The organism is Chitinophaga sp. GbtcB8 (genome assembly GCF_019091455.1).
In the GTDB taxonomy this organism is placed as follows: Bacteria; Bacteroidota; Bacteroidia; order Chitinophagales; family Chitinophagaceae; genus Chitinophaga.
The window spans coordinates 256,991-276,302 of the sequence record NZ_JAGXJN010000003.1 but is presented as its reverse complement, the minus strand read 5'-3'; the positions used below and the strand labels follow the sequence as shown (position 1 = coordinate 276,302).

Genomic DNA, 19,312 nt, shown 5'->3' with positions numbered 1-19,312 from the left:
GCAGTAATATACGATTTTAGATCTGATGGCGCACAATTATGCTGAGATCTAAATCGTCAATCTAAAATCTAAAATCGTAGGTGCTTCACCGTTTGGTGGCTGTTGATCAGGTTCTTCAGGGAGTCGATGCCTATTTTCAGGTGGCGCTCTACAAAGTTGGTAGTTACTTTCTTATCACTGTCCTCTGTTTTTACGCCTTCGGGCACCATGGGCTGATCGCTTACCAGCAGTAATGCACCGGTAGGTATTTTGTTGAAAAAGCCTACGGAGAAAATGGTGGCCGTTTCCATGTCCACTGCCATAGCGCGGATACGTTCCAGGTAGCGTTTAAACTCCAGATCATGCTCCCATACCCGGCGGTTAGTGCTGTAGCAGGTACCGGTCCAGTAGTCGCAGCCATATTCCCGGATACTGGTGGAGATAGCCTTTTGCAGCGCAAAAGCCGGCAGCGCCGGTACTTCGGGCGGAAAGTAATCGTTGGAGGTACCCTCGCCCCGTATTGCTGCAATGGGGAGGATAAGATCACCAATATTATTCTTCTTCTTTAACCCACCGCATTTACCCAGGAACAGTACTGCTTTGGGGCTGATGGCGCTTAACAGGTCCATAATGGTGGCGGCGCCGGGGCTGCCCATCCCAAAGTTGATGATAGTAATATCACCTGCAGTGGCGCATTGCATAGGACGGCCCTGACCAATAATGGTGGCATCATTCCATTCTGCAAAAAGCGTTACGTAATTACTGAAATTAGTGAGGAGGATGTGGGAGCCGAAATTTTCCAGCTTTTCTCCGGTGTAGCGGGGGAGCCAATTAGCTACAATGTCTTCTTTTGTCTTCATAGCCTTTTGACACGCAAATGTACACCTTTTTGGCCGTACTTTTATGTTAGTTTTGTGTTATGATTGCCATTGAGTTTCCTGCACCTGATTTCAAGCTGGTACGTGAAGGCAACAAAGAGCTGATATTTGACACGTACCGTAAAAAATATGTAACCCTTACACCGGAAGAATGGGTGAGGCAAAACTTCCTGAATTACCTGGTAAAAAGCTTGCAATACCCGGGTAAACTCATTGGTATTGAAAAAGAGATCTACTTAGGTGAGCTGAGAAAACGCTGTGACATTGTAGTGTATAACCGTGCCATGCAACCCTGGATGATCGTGGAGTGTAAGGAAATGAACGTGCCTTTAAGCCTGGCAACAGTAGAGCAAATTGCCCGTTACCATATGGTGTTACAAGCGGTTTACCTGGTGATCACCAACGGGGTGCATACCTATTGTTGCTTATACCAGCCGGACCAGGGGAAGTGGGAGTTTTTGGGGGAAATACCGGCGTATGGGATTTGAGCTAAATGCTGAACGCCGAAAGCATAAAGTATAATGCCTAAGACAAAACACAATCAGCGTTTAGCCTTAGGCATTGAGCATTTAGCATTCGTATTGATTACGGGAATATGCCCAGCTGCTCGTATGCTGCACCTACTTTATCAATAGCGCAAACATAAGCGGCGGTACGCATATCATGGATCTTACTGTTAGTGACCATTATTTCGCGCACTTCATGTAAAGCGGCGTGCATGGTTTCTTCCAGGCCGGAATATACCAGATCTACCTCATCAGCTCCATGGGCAATGAACTTCCTTTCCTGTTCAGAAACTTTTTTACCGGTCAGGTCTTCAATGGTGCTCAGGATGTGAATGTTCATATTCTCATCAAAGCGTTTGCCCAAACGGCCATAACGTACATGGCTCAGGTTCTTTAACCATTCAAAGTAAGAAACCGTTACCCCGCCGGCGTTCAGGAACATATCCGGTACTACGATGGCACCCTTTTTATTCAGGATAACATCTGCTTCCGGTGTTAACGGACCATTTGCCGCTTCCCCAATGATCTTAGCTTTAATGTTGGGCGCATTGTCTTTATGGATCACGCTTTCCAGCGCAGCCGGTATCAGGATATCACAATCCATTTCCAGGCCATCGGTATTCTTCTTTAAGTTGGTAGCGCCGGGGAAGTTCACAATAGAACCGGTTTCGTTGCGGTGTTTCAGCACTGCATCCGGGTCCATACCCTTTTCATTATAAATGGCGCCATCCCACTCGATCAGGCATACTACAATAGCGCCTGCTTCGTGGAAATATTTGGCGGCGTGGTAGCCCACGTTACCCATACCCTGTACAATTACCCGCTTACCTTCCAGGCCGGGTTCCAGGCCCAGCTTCTTCATATCTTCCTTAATATTACACAGCTCACGCAAGCCATAGAATACGCCCATGCCGGTAGCTTCCTTACGGCCGCGTACCCCGCCCTGTGACACCGGTTTACCGGTTACACAACCGTAACCGTCAATTTCACCGGGACGTAAACTCATGTAAGTATCCAGGATCCAGCTCATTTCACGTTCGCCGGTACCGTAGTCAGGCGCCGGTACATCCACACCAGGGCCAATGAAATTCTTCTTCACCAGCTCCGCGGTGTAACGGCGGGTAATATTTTCCAGCTGAAAAGGGCTGTAGTTGCGGGGATTGATCTTAATACCCCCTTTGGCGCCGCCGAAAGGCACGTTCACAATAGCGCATTTGTAGGTCATCAGCGCGGCCAGGGCCATCACTTCATCCTGGTTCACTTCCTCACTGAAACGGATACCACCTTTACAGGGCAGCTTGTGATGTGAGTGCTGTACGCGGTAGGCTTCTATTACTTCAATGGTATCTCCCACCCTTACCGGGAATTTAATACGGTACACTGCGTTGCAGGCTTTGATCTGCTCCAGGATCCCTTTTTCCCATTTGGTGAATTGCGCAGCCTTATCGAAGCTTCGCTCTACGCTTTCAAAGAAATTATAATGCTGATCTTGCGACATAAAAAATTGTTTTGGAAAGTATTGCTTTGGTTATGATTTAGACTGTTGTTGGTGTTCCAGCTTAGTGATCTTCCGATCCAGCCGTATGAGGTATAAAATAATCCCGATAAAAATAATCACCAGCACTACTACCACTACGTAAATTTTGCCATTGCTGCGCAGCATTTCATTCACAGGGCCGGTTTCTGTATTCTGCTGTTGTGCCTGTGCTAACAGGGAGGTAAACAGTAAGACCAGGGTAGAAAAAAAGTAAGATGCTCTTCTATTGATCATTTAAAAATATTTTTTAGCTCTAGTCTTTTATAACGTGCCAGCAGGGTGTAGATCCATACGCTTAGCAGGGTCCAGCCAACAAAGGCAGGGTAAAATACCATCATTAGTGTGCCATCTGTATCCTTTGACTTAAACCCGGGGCTGCTGGCGCTGCCGGGATGCAGGGAATCCACCATGCGGGGAATAATATAGGTCAAGGGTATTAAGAGCGCAAAGGCAAAAATATTATAAATGGCAGATACCCTCGCCCGCTTGTCAATATCTGTAAAGGACATGCGCAGCACCAGATAAGCCAGGTAAATGAGCAATGCCACCGCGGTTGCAATCTGCTTGGGATCATTGGTGAGGGTGCTGCCCCAGGTATAGGTGGCCCATAATGAGCCGGTTACAAACCCCATGAGCCCAAATAATACGCCTACATTGGCTGCACAACTGGCCAGTATATCTTTTTTCAGATCGTATTTGGTGAGATAAAGGATTGAGTTGGCTACGGAGATGGTGAACAAGGTATACATGCACACCCACATAGGTACGTGAAAGAAGAGATTGCGCGTGGATTGCTGGTTATTTTCTATGGCCGGCACCTTTATCAGGAACCCGGCTATGATCGTATACAGCAGCAATAGTACCGCCAGCGCTTTCCACCAATGTTTTGCCATTTTTTCGTCAGCTATATTGGGGGCAAACCTACAGGTTTTATCACTAATCACAAAATTGGAGAGGTAGTTGGTATGAAAGGGGTTGTTAATCTTTCCATAAAAAAGGGAACAGGATCATGGCCAGGCCAATGATCAGCACATCCATACCTATGAGCAGCAGGAACATATTGAGCAACCCGGGCTGGTATACCGGTACAAAGGCAGAACGGGCAATGTTGGCCAGCATCATCAGTAAAGGCATCATGATGGGAAAGCCCATAATGGCCATGAGCGCTGCATTCTGGTTAGCCTGGGCTGCAATGGCCGCCAGCATAGTGAATAACAGCGACAGGCTAATGCCACCCAGCATAACCACCCCTATGAAATACCATACATTAATAATGGGATTGCCTAAAAATACAATGCAGCTTACCAGGGCTATAATGCTCATAATGGCCATCAGCAACATATTATACAGCAGCTTGGCGGCTATAAAGTAACGCGGATGCACTACAGAATAAAAGTACAGCAGCCTGCCGCGGCTTTCCTGCATAAAACTTTTGGCGATAGCATTTACAGATACAAACAGCTGCACCACCCAGAACTGTGCATTCCAGATCTGCTCTTCGGGTTTGCCCATCATCATATTGATCACAAACACGGTGGAAATAATATATAACAGTATGCCATAGAATGCATACTTCTGGCGCAGTTCCAGCACCAGGTCTTTTTTAACCAGGGTAAGTGTTTGATGAAGGGCGGCCATATGGGGCGTAAAGATAAGCGATTAGCTGTTAGCTATTAGCTTTTAGCTAACAGCTAATAAGTATTATATTCGCTCCCTAACAATCACAACTGCATGCAAAAGATACTGGTAGCTAACCGTGGAGAAATAGCTTTACGGGTAATGCGTTCTGCAAGGGAAATGGGCATTCAAACCGTGGCGGTATATTCAGAAGCAGATCGTACCATGCCATTTGTACAATATGCTGATGAAGCCGTGTGTATTGGCCCGGCGCCCTCCAACCAGTCTTATTTACTGGGTGATAAGATCATAGCGGCGGCAAAGCAAACCGGTGCTGATGCCATCCATCCCGGTTACGGCTTTTTGAGTGAGAATGCCCGTTTTGCCCAGCTGGTGGCGGATGCGGGTCTTACCTTTATTGGTCCCAGCGCGCAGTCCATTGAAATAATGGGTAGCAAGCTGGCCGCAAAACAAGCGGCACAGAAATTTGGCGTGCCCATGGTACCGGGCACGGAAACGCCGCTACGCAGCCTGGAAGAAGCACAGGAAGTGGTTAAAAAAACCGGGTTCCCCATCCTCATCAAAGCCTCTGCAGGCGGCGGTGGTAAAGGAATGCGGGTTGTAAATAATGAAAGTGAGCTGGCAGAGCAGATCCGGCTGGCTAAAAGTGAAGCGCTGAATGCTTTTGGGGATGATGCTGTGTTCATTGAAAAATACGTAGGCGCACCCCGGCATATTGAAATACAGATCCTGGGCGACCAGCACGGCAATTATGCATACCTGTTTGAGCGGGAGTGCAGCATACAGCGCCGGCACCAAAAGCTGATAGAAGAGGCCCCCTCTTCCTGCCTTACACCTGCTATACGCGCGGCTATGGGCACATGCGCCCTGGATGTGGCCCGCGCCTGCCAGTATTATGGCGCCGGCACGGTGGAATTCCTGGTGGATGAAAACCTGCAATTTTACTTCCTGGAAATGAATACCCGCCTGCAGGTGGAGCACCCCGTGACTGAAATGATCACCGGCCTGGACCTGGTAAAAGAGCAAATTCGTATAGCCAGGGGCGAAACCCTTTCCTTTACACAGGAAAGCCTGCAAATAAACGGGCATGCCATAGAGCTGCGCATTTGTGCAGAAGACCCGGCCAATAATTTTTTACCGGATACCGGTACCCTTACTACCTACATTCGCCCGCAGGGCTACGGGGTACGGGTAGATGATGGATATGAGCAGGGTATGGATATTCCTATTTATTATGATCCCATGATCGCAAAGCTGATAGCCTGGGGCAGTGACCGGGAAGAGGCGCGGCTGCGGCTGATCCGCGCTATTGAAGAGTATCATGTAAAAGGCATCCGCACTACGCTGCCTTTTGGCCACTGGGCCTTGCAGCAGCCTGCTTTTATTGAGGGGCAGTTTGACACGGGCTTTATTGGCAAGTATTTTGCACCAGAGGTGCTGCGCAAAACGGATGATGCAGCCACACGTGCAGCGGCCATCCTGGCGGCGCAGATATGGGAGGAAAGCCGGATCGGACAAGTTCCTTTGCCTGTTACTGCGGCAAATAGCAGCTGGAAAAAAAGAAAAACCTTAAGATAATGGCCAGGCATTGGCTGATAGATAAAATGGGCTAACTTTGTATTAAGTTATAATTTTAAATGAGGAACCTAATACTACAGGTCATAGACTTCTTTCATCGTCCTTTTGCAAAGCTGATACCTTTGCAAACCTTTCGCTACCTGGCCTGTGGCGGCGGCAATACCGCGCTGGATATTGTTCTTTACTTTATTATGTACAACTTTGTGTTACACCAGCAAATGGTGCATTTGCCGTTTGTAACCATTACCCCGCACATTGCAGCGCTGTTCATGTCGCTGGCCATTACTTTTCCCACCGGCTTTTTACTTAGTAAGTATGTTGTGTTCTCAGAATCTAACCTGCGCGGGCGTACGCAATTGTTCCGCTATTTTATGCTGGTAGCTGCCTGTATACTGCTGAACTATGTATTTATGAAATTATTTGTGGAGCATCTGCATATCTACCCTACCATTTCCAAGATATTCACCACCTTCTTTGTAGTGTGCTTCAGCTACCTTACACAGAAGAAATTCACCTTTAAGGTGAAGCCTGAAAAGTTAAAGTTATTCTAAAATTTAAGTGATATTACAACGCCCTGACAGGTTATAACTCGTCAGGGCGTTTTTGTTTTCAGGCGTTTTTGTTCTCACCTTCATAATAACAATGGCGGCAGCGGGGTTCATATACATCCTGCTCACCCAATACCACAGTGGCTTTGCTGGCTGTTTTACGGTAAGAGTAGCTGGCGATGTTACCGCACTTTACACAAATGGCGTGCAGCTTGGTAATATAGTCGGCCTTGGCCAGCAGCGCCGGCATGGTACCAAAGGGGCGGCCCCGGTAATCCATATCCAAACCGGCCACAATTACGCGTACGCCGCGCAGGGCCAGCTGGTCGCAAACGTAAGGCAGTTCTGCATCAAAGAACTGTGCTTCATCAATTCCCACCACATCTGCCTCCTGTGCTAACAGCAATATTTGCTGCGAGTTATCTATAGGTGTTGACAGTACTTTATTCTCATCGTGCGATACAATGTTCTGCTCATCATAACGCACATCTATACCGGGCTTAAATATTTCTATCCGCAAATTGGCTATCCTGGCCCGTTTCAGCCGTCTTATGAGTTCTTCCGTTTTACCGGAGAACATAGAACCGCATATCACTTCAATCCATCCTCTTCTTTCCCCTGCAAGGGAAGGTTCAATAAACATATTATACCTGTTTAGATTAGCAAAATGTCTGAAAAACGCTAACTTTATGCAAATAAAATAAATTCTCTCACAACGCGTTTAAAACAATTAAGGCATGGAAAAGATCAATGCATTAATTGACAAATTACAGGAATTAAAAAATTCCAACGCAGACCTGCAGTCCATTTCATATTATGTGCAAATGCTTCAGGCTGAGGTGTTACATGTCCGTACACAACAGAAAACACAGGAACAACAGCAACAGGTAAAAAGCCATATTGCTGTAATAATGCCTGCACCGGCACATACGATCACCCTAACGGAACCTTTGCCGGCCACTTACGCTAACGGATATACGAACTCAAATAATACCACCTACCATACCACTACCGCTGTACCGGAAAAAAGACCGGAACCGCCGGCAGCAAAGCCACAACCTGTTGAAACAGAAGTGATAAAACCAGCTGCTGTAATTGTGGAGGCACCAGCCTTTGAGCCTGAACCGGTAGTGGCCGTACAACCGGCTGTTATTCCTGAAACCAGGCCGGCTGAGCCCAAACCCGCTATGGTTCAGGTATCCCAACCTGCTCCTGAAACCAGGAGCTACGAGCCTAAGCCCGCTCCCCTGCCGGAAAAGCAACCAGTGAGCGCTACGCTGTTTGAGGTGGAAACAACTGTGCCCGCTAAAAAAGCAAAGGATAACAGCAACCTGCGTAAAGAGATCAATGAGCTGGCAGCGCAAACCATGCCTTCCCTGAACGAGAAGCTGAAACAGTCCAAATCGGAAATAGGCGAACGGCTGGGTGAAATGCCTGTAAAGGACCTGCGGCAGGCCATTGGTATCAACGACAAGTTCCAGTTCATACAGGAATTATTCCGCGGAGATGTGGACATGTACGAGCGCTCCATTAAAACCATCAACGAGTTCCATACCCTGCAGGAAGCAGAGTACTGGATTGAAAGGGAGCTGAAGATCCGCCAGGGATGGCTGGATGATACCCGTGCAGTACAGCACTTTTACACGCTGGTCAAAAAACGTTTTTCCTGAATATAAGCCAGGATCTTACCGGTAGCCCCCCTGCTTTCCGACACATATTTGCCGGCAATGTAACCGGCCTGTGTGCATAATTCATCGTTCATTAATAATTCCTCCATTTGTTGGGAGAGCGCGGGCTCATGCGGCACGGTAAAAGCGCCGCCAAGGGCTACCAGCTCCACCGCCTCTGCATACTCTTCATACACAGGGCCAAATACTACCGGCTTGCCATAAGTGGCAGGTTCCAACACGTTGTGGATCCCATCTTTATCAAACCCGCCGCCTACATAAGCTACACAGGCGTAACGGTACAGGGAAGAGAGCATACCGATATTATCAATGATCAGCACCTTGCCGGGGTGCTCAATATCCACATGGGGCGCATCTTCCGGGTGGCTTATGTGCGTGCCTGCCAGGTCGGAGTAACGTAAGGCGCCGGGGAACAGCTCCAGCAGGCGTATAATATGACTTTCGTTTATCTCGTGCGGGGCTATTACCAGGCGGCGGTCCGGCTCATAATGTCCGGCCCACCAGGCAAACAATGCTGCTTCATCGCTTTCCCAGGTGCTGCCGGCTACCACGGTTTTCCGGTTGCGGGCAAACTGTTTTACCAGCGGCCGCTCTACTGCCTCCTGCTGCAGGGCCCATACCCGGTCGAACCGGGTATCTCCGGCTACAGTAACATGCTTAATATCAATTTGTTGCAGCATATTACGGGAGGCTTCATTCTGCACAAAAATATGTGTAAGCTGCTGCAGCAACCTGCGGAACAGGCCTCCGTACCATTTAAAAAAGGGCTGGTCATCTCGGAAAATACCGGAGATCAGGATGGCCGGGATCTGGCGCTGGTGCAGCGTATTCATGAAATGATACCAGAACTCATATTTAATAAAAATGGCGAGCTTGGGCTGTACAATGTCCAGGAAAAGGCGCGCATTTTTGCGCGTATCTAACGGTAAATAGCACACGTAATCCACCCCTTCATAGTTCTTCCGCACTTCGTAACCGGAGGGGGAAAAAAAGGTAAGCAGCAGGCGGCATTCCGGGTGCTGCTTTCTGAAAGCCTCCAGCACGGGCCGGCCCTGCTCAAACTCGCCCAGGGAGGCTGCATGCACCCATACCAGGGGGCCGCCGGTACCGGCTGCAAGAGCTTTCTGCATTTGGGCAGCCCAATCTTTCCGGCCGTTCAGCCAAAGTGCTGCCTTGGTATTTCCGGTGGCAGCTGCTATTTTTAGACCTGCGCTGTACAGGGCTATGCCCAGGTTATAGAAAATGGTTGAAAACATGCTCGTAATAATGGTTGAATGAATTTATTGTCAGCCGCTTAGCTGGTGTTCCGGCAATAATAGTGCAACCTGCAAACATCCTGACAAATTTTAAGGGTAGCACAAAGATAATCGCCTTCCAATGGCAATTTTTGTAAATTTGCCCACTTTAAAACAAAATAAAATACCTATTCCGCATGGTTCCTATTCAGATGGTAGATTTGAAACGCCAGTATTTAAAAATTAAACCGCAGGTGGATGCTGCCATCCAGGAAGTGCTGGAAAGTGCCGCTTTCATAAACGGCGCGCCGGTACAGCAGTTTAGCCAGGAATTACAGCAATACCTGGATATTAAACATGTGATCCCCTGCGCCAATGGTACTGACGCGTTGCAAATAGCCATGATGGCCTTAGGGCTGCAACCCGGCGATGAGGTGATCACTCCTTCTTTTACCTTTATAGCCACTGCAGAAGTAATTGCCCTGCTGAACCTGAAACCGGTGTTTGTGGATGTGGATCCGAAAACCTTTTGCCTGGACCCTGTAGCGGTTGAAAAGGCCATTACCTCTAAAACCAAGGCCATTGTGCCGGTACACCTGTACGGCCAAAGCGCGGATATGGAACCGCTGATGGCCATTGCCGAAAAACATAATATTCCTGTAATTGAAGATAATGCCCAGGCCATTGGCGGCCATTACACCTTTAAAAATGGTACCGTTAAAAAGCTGGGCGCCATCGGGCATATTGGCTGCACCTCCTTTTTCCCTTCCAAGAACCTGGGTTGTTACGGAGATGGCGGCGCACTGTTCACCAATGATGATGCCTTAGCCGCCAAGATCAGGATGGTGGCCAATCACGGCCAATCCGCCCGTTATTATCATGATGTGGTGGGCGTTAACTCCCGCCTGGATACCTTGCAGGCCGTAGTGCTGCGCATTAAGCTGCAGCTGCTGGATGAATATGTTACCGCCCGCAGAGCCGTGGCAGACGCTTATGATGCAGGTTTTACAGGCATTCCGCAAATTACCACGCCTTACCGCGCCCCTTACAGCTACCATGTATACCACCAATACACCTTACAGCTGAACGGCGTTAGCCGGGATGAGCTGCAAAAGTACCTGCAGGAGCGTAATGTACCGGCTATGATCTATTATCCCGTACCGGCCCACCAGCAAAAAATGTTTGCCGGCTTTGGCGGCGCTGCCTTTAAGCTGCCGGTTACAGATGATCTTACCACCAAAGTAATTTCCTTACCCATACATACCGAAATGGATCCGGATCAGCTGGAGCATATTATTCACTCAGTTAAATCATTCTTAAACTAACCCCCAATGAGAATTACTGTAGTTGGCACCGGTTACGTAGGATTAGTTACCGGTACCTGTTTTGCCGAAACAGGGAATAATGTTACATGTGTAGATATTGATGAGAACAAAGTAAAAAAGTTATCATCGGGACAGATCACCATTTATGAACCCGGCCTGGAAAAGCTGTTTGAGCGCAACCTGAAAGAAGGCCGCCTGCACTTTACCACCAACCTGGCAGAGGGCATTCAGGATGCGCAGGTTATTTTCCTGGCGCTGCCTACCCCGCCCGGCGCTGACGGTGCGGCTGATCTTTCCTTTGTACTGAAAGTGGCGGAACAGCTGGGTAACCTGATGACCGACTATAAAGTGATCGTAGATAAAAGCACCGTGCCGGTGGGTACTGCCGAAAAAGTGCATGCCGCCATACTAAAGAACAGCAAGGTTGAATTTGACGTAGTATCTAACCCGGAATTTTTACGGGAAGGCGTAGCAGTAGATGATTTCATGAAGCCGGACCGTGTGGTGATAGGTACTAATTCCGAAAGGGCACGCAAAGTAATGGGCGACCTGTATGCGCCTTTTGTACGCCAGGGTAACCCCATCCTGTATATGGATGAAAGATCTGCGGAGCTGACCAAATATGCCGCTAACTCTTTCCTGGCCACCAAAATATCTTTTATGAACGAGGTAGCGGTGTTATGCGAAAAGCTGGGCGCCGATGTGGATATGGTGCGCAGGGGCATTGGCAGCGATGACCGTATAGGCAAGCGTTTCCTGTTTCCCGGTATTGGTTATGGCGGCAGCTGTTTTCCCAAAGATGTGCAGGCGCTGGTAAGATCATCTGAAGAAGTGAAGTATGATTTTAAGATCCTGAACGCTGTGATGGATGTGAACGAAAAACAAAAAGTATTTCTCATCCCCAAAATAAAAGCTTACTTCAAAGATGGTTTAAAAGGCAAACGTTTTGCCTTATGGGGCCTTGCCTTTAAGCCTAATACAGATGATATCCGTGAAGCGCCGGCCTTATATATTATTGAGGCGCTGGTAAACGAAGGGGCAACGGTGTGTGTATTTGACCCCGAAGCCATGCCTAATGTAAAACAGGTGGTGGGCGATAAGATACAATATGCAAAACACCAGTACGATTGCCTGGAAGGCGCCGATGCACTGATCATAGCTACAGAATGGAGCGTGTTCCGTACACCGGACTTTGACCAGATCAACGCCATTTTAAAGAATAAGGTGATCTTTGACGGGCGCAACCTGTTTGACGTACAGCGGATGCAGGAATTAGGTTTTTATTATGAAAGCGTAGGCCGTGCGGTATCAAAACCGTAAGTCTTAAAATCTAATATAGAATATGAGCAAGAAAAGAGTTTTAATAACCGGCGCCGCTGGTTTCCTGGGATCGCACCTGTGCGACCGGTTTATTAAAGAAGGCTACCATGTAATAGGCATGGATAACCTGCTTACAGGTAATATCAAAAATATTGAGCACCTGTTTCCCCTGGAGGATTTTGAGTACTACCATCATGATGTAACCAAGTTTGTGCATGTACCCGGCAACCTGGATTACATTCTGCACTTTGCTTCCCCCGCCAGCCCTATTGACTACCTGAAAAAGCCCATTCAAACGCTGAAGGTAGGCTCCCTTGGCACTCATAACTTACTGGGTTTGGCCAAAGAAAAAAAGGCACGCATACTGGTGGCTTCCACCTCTGAAGTATATGGCGATCCGGCCGTGCACCCGCAAACGGAAGAATACTGGGGTAATGTAAACCCTGTAGGCCCGCGCGGTGTGTATGATGAAGCCAAACGTTTTATGGAATCCATTACCATGGCTTACCATAATTTTCATGGTGTGGAAACGCGCATCATCCGTATTTTCAATACCTACGGCCCGCGTATGCGGCTGGATGACGGCCGTGCATTACCGGCTTTTATGAGCCAGGCGCTTACCGGCCAGGACCTGACCCTGTTTGGCGATGGTTCACAAACCCGCTCTTTCTGTTATGTGGATGACCTGGTGGATGGCATTTACCGCTTACTGCTCAGCGATTACCACCTGCCGGTAAATATTGGCAACCCGGTGGAAATTACCCTGAAACAGTTTGCAGAAGAGATCATTGCGCTTACCGGCACCAAACAAAAAATTGTATATATGCCATTGCCGAAAGATGATCCTAAACAGCGCAAGCCGGATATTACCAAGGCGCAGCAGCTATTGGGCTGGTCGCCGAAGGTAGACCGCCAGGAAGGGCTGAAGATCACGTACGAATACTTTAAAGAAGCGTTAAATAAATAATTAGGAATTATGCTGAATGCTTAACGCTGAACGCTTAAGGCACAATGCCTAAAGCAAAACACGGTCAGCGTTAGGCGTTCCGCATTCAGCGTTAAGCATCAAATCTTGCCATTATGCAACGTACTTTATTGATCACCGGTGGCGCTGGTTTCATTGGATCACATGTAGTGCGGTTATTTGTTGAAAAATACCCGGAATACAAGATCGTGAACCTGGATGCACTGACCTACGCAGGCAACCTCGAAAATCTGGAGGATGTAAAGGATAAACCGAACTACGTCTTTGAAAAGGGCGACATTACAGATGAAGCTTATATAGACAAGCTGTTTGTTACCCACCAGTTTGACGGGGTTATACACCTGGCCGCTGAAAGTCATGTGGACCGTTCTATTATGGACCCGCTGGCCTTTATTAAGACCAATGTGCTGGGTACTGCGGTACTCCTGAATGCCAGCCGCAAATACTGGCAGGATAATATGGAGGGCAAGCTGTTCTACCATGTATCTACCGATGAAGTATATGGCACCCTGGGTGCAGAAGGCTTTTTCACTGAGGAAACAGCTTACGATCCCCGCTCGCCGTACTCTGCTTCCAAAGCCAGCTCTGACCATTTTGTGATGGCTTATCACCATACCTATCACTTACCGGTTATTATCAGCAACTGTTCCAATAACTATGGCTCCCACCATTTCCCGGAAAAGCTGATCCCGCTTGCTATTCATAATATTAAGAACAGCAAGCCGGTGCCCGTATACGGTAAAGGGGAAAATGTGCGCGACTGGCTGTGGGTAGATGATCATGCCCGTGCTATAGACACTATTTTCCATAAGGGGCGCAACGGCGAAACCTATAACATAGGCGGGTTTAATGAGTGGAAGAACATTGACCTCATTAACCTGCTTTGCATGGTGATGGATAAAAAACTGAGCCGTGCTCCCGGCACTTCTGCTCAGCTGATCACGTTTGTAAAGGACCGTGCCGGCCATGATATGCGTTATGCCATTGATGCCTCCAAGCTAAATAAAGAGCTGGGCTGGCAGCCATCCCTGCAATTTGAAGAAGGGCTGGAAAAAACGGTGGACTGGTACCTGCGCAATGAAACCTGGCTGGAACATGTGACCAGCGGGGCTTACAAGGAATATTACGAGGATCAATATCAAAAAAGATAAGCAACCATAAGATGCCATTTACGGAAACAGGAATACCGGATCTACTGGTATATGAGCCCAGAGTATTTGCCGACAGCAGGGGATATTTTTTTGAGAGCTACAACGCAGGCACTTTTGAGCAGGAAGGGCTGCGTTTTCCTTTTGTACAGGATAACCAGGCCCGCTCTACCTACGGGGTATTACGCGGCCTCCATTTTCAGCAGGAGCCTTATGCACAAACCAAGCTGGTAAGGGCTTTGGAAGGGCGCATAATGGATGTGGTAGTGGATATCCGCAAGGGATCGCCTACCTATGGCAAAGTATTTACCATAGAGCTAAGCGCCGAAAATAAAAAGCAGCTGCTGGTGCCCAAAGGTTTTGCACATGGCTATTCTGTGCTGAGTGAAACAGCAGAGGTGATGTATAAGTGCGATAACTTTTACCATAAAGCCAGCGAAGGCGGTCTTATTTACAATGATCCTGCCCTGAACATTGACTGGGGTTTTGATCTGAAAGATGCCGTTGTTTCTGATAAAGACCAGGTATTACCTACGCTGGAAAACTGTACACATAACTTTGTTTATAATTCTTAGTGTTTATGCAAAACATTCTGGTAACCGGCGCACATGGTCAACTGGGACAGGCTATTCAGCTGATAGCCGGCAGCTTCCCGGATCTTAATTTTATTTATACTGACTACCAGGAGCTGGATATTACCAACCCTGAAGCCGTAGCCGGCCTTTTCTCCCAGCAGGAGATCCATGCCTGTATTAACTGTGCCGCCTATACGGCGGTTGATAAAGCAGAAGCAGATGAAGAAAGGGCTTTTCAGCTGAATTTTGAAGCGGTGCTGAACCTGGCGGAAGCCTGCCTGCAGCACAACGCGCAGCTGGTGCATATTTCTACGGATTATGTATTTGATGGCAAATATTACCGGCCCTATACTGAAGAGGATGAGGCTAACCCGCAAAGCATTTACGGCGCATCCAAACTACGTGGGGAAGCTGCTGCTATAGGCGCCAACCCCAATACCATTGTAATACGTACGGCCTGGTTATACTCCCAGTTCGGCGTAAACTTTGTAAAACGCATGAAGGAGCTGATGCAGGAACGCCCCAGCCTGAACGTGGTATTTGACCAGGCAGGCACGCCTACCTATGCGGTAGACCTTGCAAAAGCCGTACTGCACATCTTACAATACCGGAAACTAAACCCGGATACTAACGTGAGCGGCGTATACCACTACAGCAATGAAGGCGTTACCAGCTGGTATGATTTTGCCGTTACGGTGAAAGAGCTTACCGGCGCAGCCTGCGAGATATCTCCCATTACTACGGACCTGTACCCTACCCCGGCGCAACGCCCGGCCTACAGCGTGTTAAACAAACAAAAGATCAAAACAACATTTGGCATCCAGGTGCCTTACTGGAAAGATAGTTTAAAGGTGTGCTTACAGCACCTGTAAATAATACATTCTTATTATAAGCAACTATCGCCGTTCTCTTAACAGGAACGGCGATTGTTTTTTGGGTATTATTCTTCTATATGCTGTTTCATATCAGCTCTCGCTGCTTTATCTGTAAGCCGCTCTGCATAGGGCTTTGACAGCTCATTCAGCGCGGCCATCTTTTCTTCTATTACGATTTTATCATTGGTGGCTATTACATCCTGCAAATCGTTCATAGCCTGCCGGGTATTTTGGATCTCTTCACCGGAGAGCAGCTCCGTATTCTTATCCAGGAAAGCGGCGGTTACATCCAGCAGCTGCTGGGCAGTGGTTTGTATTTCCAGCATGTTACGGGTTTGCAGATCTTCCTGGGCATAGCGGATAGATGATTGTAACATGGTGTCTAGCTCCTGCCCGGTTAACCCATATTGCGGCTGCACCTGGATGCTTTGTTCCACACCGCTGCGCAGCTCCCTGGCTTTTACCAGCAGTATGCCATCCTCGTTCAGGGAAAAAGAAAGCTGGATCTGCGCTAAGCCGGCATTCATTTCCGGGATGCCGGTCAGCTCAAATTCCGCCAGCTTGCGGTTATCTTTTACCTGGTCGCGCTCTCCCTGGTAAATGGCTACTTTCATACTGGTTTGCCCATCCTGCTGCGTGGTATAATTACGGAAAGCGCTGGCCGGTATTTTTGTATTACGCGGTATCAGCACATCCATTAGGCCACCCATGGTTTCAATACCCAGGGATAGCGGGGTTACATCCTGCAGCTGCATAACGTGGCGGTTACCGGCCAGCATATCCGCCTGTATGGCGGCGCCCAGGGCCACCACTTCATCGGGGTGCAGTGAATCATTTACCGGCTGCTCAAAAAATCCGCTCACCGCTTCTTTCACCAGGGGCATGCGGGGGGCGCCGCCCACCATCAGCACGGCATTTATATCTTTTATGGTTAGCTGCGCATCTGTGAGCGCTTTGCGGCAGCAGTCAATTGTTTTGGCTATAAGCGGTTGTACCAGCTCTTCCAGCTGCGCCTGGGTTAGCTGCAATTCGTAATTATCCATCCGGGTATGAAAGTAATCTGTGCCGGACAGCTGCTGTTTGGCTTCTGCGGCTTTTAGCCGCAAAGCCTGTCCCAGTCCTTTATTGCTGCCTAATGCTTCCGGCTCTATTTCATGTAACCAGGCCCAGTGTTCAACAATGGCCTGGTCCATATCATCGCCGCCCAGGGCGGTATCCCCACTGGTGGCCAGCACTTCAAATACGCCATTGGCTATTTTCAGGATGGACAGGTCAAAAATACCACCACCCAGGTCGTACACTGCTACGGTCTTTTCCTCATTAGGCTGTAATCCCATGCCATAGGCCAGCGCGGCAGCCGTAGGTTCATTAATAATACGCAATACATCCAGCCCGGCCAGCTTACCGGCGTCGCGGGTAGCCTGGCGCTGTGCGTCATTAAAACTGGCCGGTACGGTGATCACGGCTTTATTGATGGATGTTTGTAAAATATATTCTGCCCGCCGCTTTAAGGCGCTCAGCAGGTAGGCGGATAATTCTACCGGGGTATAATGTTTATCGGCCACCTGTACTTTTAACAAGCTATCGGTTTCATCATTCACCAGGCGGTAGGAGAAAAATGCTTCCTGTTCCTTTACATCATTATAAGACCGGCCCATCAGGCGCTTGGCGCTGTACACTGTTTGGCGGGGATGCGTGATCAGCGCCGCTTTTGCCTTATTGCCCACCACCACGCTTTCCTCTTCCGTAAAATACAGTATGGAGGGCACCAGGGCGCTGTTATTATATTCCCGCAGGGCTACCGGCTGTCCGAATGATGGATGTATAATGGCCACCAGGCTGTTGGTAGTACCCAGGTCAATGCCTGCAATTACTTCGGGCTGCTGTTGGATATGTACAAATGCCGGCTGCTTGCTTGTGTTTGCCATGGTTTTGGGTTTAAGCGGGTGAATAGTTCTATTAGCCTGAGCAGCAAACAACAGGCCAACCGCCCGGTGCAAATCATTAGAATAAGCGTGCATGTCTGCATACGGCCTGCCTCCTCATCCATGATCTTTCCTTCATTTCCTGCTACACCTATTCCAATCCCATGGCTGAACCGGCCCAGACTGCAAACTGAGGGCTGCAAACTGCCAACTATTTATTAGGTTTGCACAAATTTTCAACTTTACCGATGAACCTGATAGACGAATTGCGCTGGAGAGGCATGTTACAGGATATAATGCCTGGCACGGAAGAGCAATTACAAAAAGAAATGACCACGGCCTACGTGGGTTTTGACCCTACAGCAGATTCCCTGCACATTGGCAGCCTGGTTCCCATACTGCTGCTGGTGCACCTGCAAAAGGCCGGGCATAAGCCGCTGGCGCTGGTAGGTGGCGCTACCGGCATGGTGGGCGATCCTTCCTTTAAAGCGGAGGAACGCAAAATGCTGGACCTGGAAACCCTGCAGCACAACCAAAGCTGTATTAAGGCGCAGCTGGAAAGGTTCCTGAACTTTGACACCGCCCTGCCCAATGCAGCGGAAATGGTGAATAACTACGATTGGTTTAAGGATATTTCCTTCCTGGATTTTATACGCGAGGTAGGCAAGCATATATCCGTTAACTATATGATGGCCAAGGATTCTGTGAAGAAAAGACTGGAAGGCGACAGCGGTATGTCTTTCACAGAATTCAGCTACCAGCTCATACAGGGATATGATTTTTACCATTTATATACTGCCAAGAACTGCAAGCTGCAAATGGGCGGCTCTGACCAGTGGGGTAATATTGTAACCGGCACTGAGCTGGTACGCCGTAAAGCCGGCGGGGAAGCATTTGCCTTTACCTGCCCGCTGATCAAAAAGGCGGATGGTACCAAGTTTGGCAAAACAGAGCAGGGCAATGTGTGGTTAGATCCGGCAAAGACCTCCCCTTATTTGTTTTACCAGTTCTGGATCAATACTTCTGATGAAGATGCGGAAAGTTACATCCGCACGTTCACTTTCCTGGAGCCGCCCGTGGTAGAAGCATTAATAGCAGAACACCGCCAGGACCCCGGACGACGCCAGCTGCAGAAAAGGCTGGCGCAGGAAGTAACCACTTTTATTCATGGTGAAAAGGAATATGAATTTGCTGTAAAAGCATCTGAAATGTTATTTCGCAATGATACGGCTGAAATGCTGCTATCGCTTACAGAAGCGCAGCTGCTGGAAGTAATGGGCGGCGTACCGCAGGTAGAAGTACCGCTGGCAGAGCTGGAAAACGGGAAAGATATCATTAGCTTTATTTCCGATGCCAAGATACTGGCCAGCAAGGGCGAAGCACGTAAAATGCTGCAGAATGGCGGTATCAGCATCAATAAAAGCAAAGTAACTGCACAGGATTTTGTGGTAAATAAATCTTCGTTATTGCGTGACCGTTATATTCTTGTACAACGGGGAAAAACAAACTATTACCTCGTAAAAGCGGTTTAAAAAAACAATGCATTATAAAAAAGGCGCGGATGGTTCCGCG

At 48.4% G+C, this 19,312-nt stretch carries 19 protein-coding genes; 11 read left to right on the top strand and 8 right to left on the bottom strand.

Annotated features, from left to right (window positions below; genetic code table 11):
* Nucleotides 1-68 precede the first annotated feature (68 nt).
* Nucleotides 69-839, bottom strand: a complete 771-nt coding sequence (locus KVT36_RS06345) for an AMP nucleosidase (protein WP_217602659.1) — start codon at nucleotides 837-839, stop codon at nucleotides 69-71.
* A 59-nt stretch (nucleotides 840-898) separates the two neighbouring features.
* On the opposite strand from KVT36_RS06345, the gene KVT36_RS06340 reads away from it, so the two are divergent.
* Entirely contained in the window at nucleotides 899-1,345 is a 447-nt protein-coding gene (locus KVT36_RS06340) for a type I restriction enzyme HsdR N-terminal domain-containing protein (protein ID WP_217602658.1), read from the top strand.
* A 97-nt stretch (nucleotides 1,346-1,442) separates the two neighbouring features.
* Here KVT36_RS06340 and KVT36_RS06335 read toward each other — a convergent pair whose 3' ends face one another.
* The 4 genes from KVT36_RS06335 to KVT36_RS06320 all read right to left on the bottom strand — a co-directional run bounded on the left by KVT36_RS06335 (nucleotide 1,443) and on the right by KVT36_RS06320 (nucleotide 4,538).
* Nucleotides 1,443-2,861, bottom strand: a complete 1,419-nt coding sequence (locus tag KVT36_RS06335; protein ID WP_089918225.1) for a Glu/Leu/Phe/Val dehydrogenase — start codon at nucleotides 2,859-2,861, stop codon at nucleotides 1,443-1,445.
* A gap of 30 nt (nucleotides 2,862-2,891) precedes the next feature.
* The gene (locus tag KVT36_RS06330; protein ID WP_089918224.1) at nucleotides 2,892-3,134 is read right to left on the bottom strand and encodes a CcmD family protein; all 243 of its coding nucleotides are present in this window, start codon (nucleotides 3,132-3,134) and stop codon (nucleotides 2,892-2,894) included.
* A complete protein-coding gene (gene ccsA, locus KVT36_RS06325) occupies nucleotides 3,131-3,793 on the bottom strand; it encodes a cytochrome c biogenesis protein (protein WP_217602657.1) in 663 nt (220 codons plus the stop codon). The genes KVT36_RS06330 and ccsA overlap by 4 nt, the downstream gene beginning before the upstream one ends.
* Nucleotides 3,794-3,878: 85 nt before the next feature.
* Entirely contained in the window at nucleotides 3,879-4,538 is a 660-nt protein-coding gene (locus KVT36_RS06320; RefSeq protein ID WP_217602656.1) for a heme exporter protein CcmB, read from the bottom strand.
* A 93-nt stretch (nucleotides 4,539-4,631) separates the two neighbouring features.
* Here KVT36_RS06320 and accC point away from each other — a divergent pair, with 93 nt between their 5' ends.
* Entirely contained in the window at nucleotides 4,632-6,116 is a 1,485-nt protein-coding gene (gene accC, locus KVT36_RS06315; protein WP_217602655.1) for an acetyl-CoA carboxylase biotin carboxylase subunit, read from the top strand.
* Nucleotides 6,117-6,175: 59 nt separating this feature from the next.
* The gene (locus KVT36_RS06310) at nucleotides 6,176-6,667 is read left to right on the top strand and encodes a GtrA family protein (protein ID WP_217602654.1); all 492 of its coding nucleotides are present in this window, start codon (nucleotides 6,176-6,178) and stop codon (nucleotides 6,665-6,667) included.
* Between the two features lie 58 nt (nucleotides 6,668-6,725).
* On the opposite strand, the gene KVT36_RS06305 is transcribed toward KVT36_RS06310, so the two are convergent.
* On the bottom strand, nucleotides 6,726-7,307 hold the full coding sequence (locus KVT36_RS06305) for a thymidine kinase (protein WP_217602653.1): 582 nt from the start codon (nucleotides 7,305-7,307) through the stop codon (nucleotides 6,726-6,728).
* Nucleotides 7,308-7,401: 94 nt separating this feature from the next.
* Between KVT36_RS06305 and KVT36_RS06300 the strand changes: the two genes are divergently transcribed.
* The gene (locus KVT36_RS06300) at nucleotides 7,402-8,334 is read left to right on the top strand and encodes a hypothetical protein (RefSeq protein ID WP_217602652.1); all 933 of its coding nucleotides are present in this window, start codon (nucleotides 7,402-7,404) and stop codon (nucleotides 8,332-8,334) included.
* On the opposite strand, the gene KVT36_RS06295 is transcribed toward KVT36_RS06300, so the two are convergent.
* Complete coding sequence (locus tag KVT36_RS06295) at nucleotides 8,304-9,608, bottom strand: 3-deoxy-D-manno-octulosonic acid transferase (RefSeq protein WP_217602651.1); 1,305 nt, start codon at nucleotides 9,606-9,608, stop codon at nucleotides 8,304-8,306. The genes KVT36_RS06300 and KVT36_RS06295 overlap by 31 nt on opposite strands.
* A gap of 176 nt (nucleotides 9,609-9,784) precedes the next feature.
* Here KVT36_RS06295 and KVT36_RS06290 point away from each other — a divergent pair, with 176 nt between their 5' ends.
* The 6 genes from KVT36_RS06290 to rfbD all read left to right on the top strand — a co-directional run bounded on the left by KVT36_RS06290 (nucleotide 9,785) and on the right by rfbD (nucleotide 15,812).
* A complete protein-coding gene (locus KVT36_RS06290) occupies nucleotides 9,785-10,912 on the top strand; it encodes a DegT/DnrJ/EryC1/StrS aminotransferase family protein (protein ID WP_217602650.1) in 1,128 nt (375 codons plus the stop codon).
* A gap of 6 nt (nucleotides 10,913-10,918) precedes the next feature.
* Nucleotides 10,919-12,232: a UDP-glucose/GDP-mannose dehydrogenase family protein gene (locus KVT36_RS06285; RefSeq protein WP_217602649.1), complete on the top strand. Its 1,314-nt coding sequence runs from the start codon at nucleotides 10,919-10,921 to the stop codon at nucleotides 12,230-12,232.
* A 22-nt stretch (nucleotides 12,233-12,254) separates the two neighbouring features.
* Nucleotides 12,255-13,199, top strand: coding sequence for a UDP-glucuronic acid decarboxylase family protein (locus KVT36_RS06280; protein ID WP_217602648.1), 945 nt, complete (start codon nucleotides 12,255-12,257; stop codon nucleotides 13,197-13,199).
* Between the two features lie 113 nt (nucleotides 13,200-13,312).
* Nucleotides 13,313-14,368: a dTDP-glucose 4,6-dehydratase gene (gene rfbB / locus KVT36_RS06275; protein ID WP_217602647.1), complete on the top strand. Its 1,056-nt coding sequence runs from the start codon at nucleotides 13,313-13,315 to the stop codon at nucleotides 14,366-14,368.
* 11 nt (nucleotides 14,369-14,379) lie between these two features.
* A complete protein-coding gene (gene rfbC, locus KVT36_RS06270; protein ID WP_217602646.1) occupies nucleotides 14,380-14,940 on the top strand; it encodes a dTDP-4-dehydrorhamnose 3,5-epimerase in 561 nt (186 codons plus the stop codon).
* Nucleotides 14,941-14,945: 5 nt separating this feature from the next.
* Nucleotides 14,946-15,812: a dTDP-4-dehydrorhamnose reductase gene (gene rfbD, locus KVT36_RS06265; protein ID WP_217602645.1), complete on the top strand. Its 867-nt coding sequence runs from the start codon at nucleotides 14,946-14,948 to the stop codon at nucleotides 15,810-15,812.
* A 68-nt stretch (nucleotides 15,813-15,880) separates the two neighbouring features.
* Here the strand turns inward: rfbD and hscA are convergent, their stop codons facing one another.
* On the bottom strand, nucleotides 15,881-17,743 hold the full coding sequence (hscA, locus tag KVT36_RS06260) for a Fe-S protein assembly chaperone HscA (RefSeq protein ID WP_217602644.1): 1,863 nt from the start codon (nucleotides 17,741-17,743) through the stop codon (nucleotides 15,881-15,883).
* Nucleotides 17,744-17,988: 245 nt separating this feature from the next.
* On the opposite strand from hscA, the gene tyrS reads away from it, so the two are divergent.
* Nucleotides 17,989-19,272: a tyrosine--tRNA ligase gene (gene tyrS / locus KVT36_RS06255; RefSeq protein WP_217602643.1), complete on the top strand. Its 1,284-nt coding sequence runs from the start codon at nucleotides 17,989-17,991 to the stop codon at nucleotides 19,270-19,272.
* The last annotated feature ends 40 nt before the right edge of the window (nucleotides 19,273-19,312 follow it).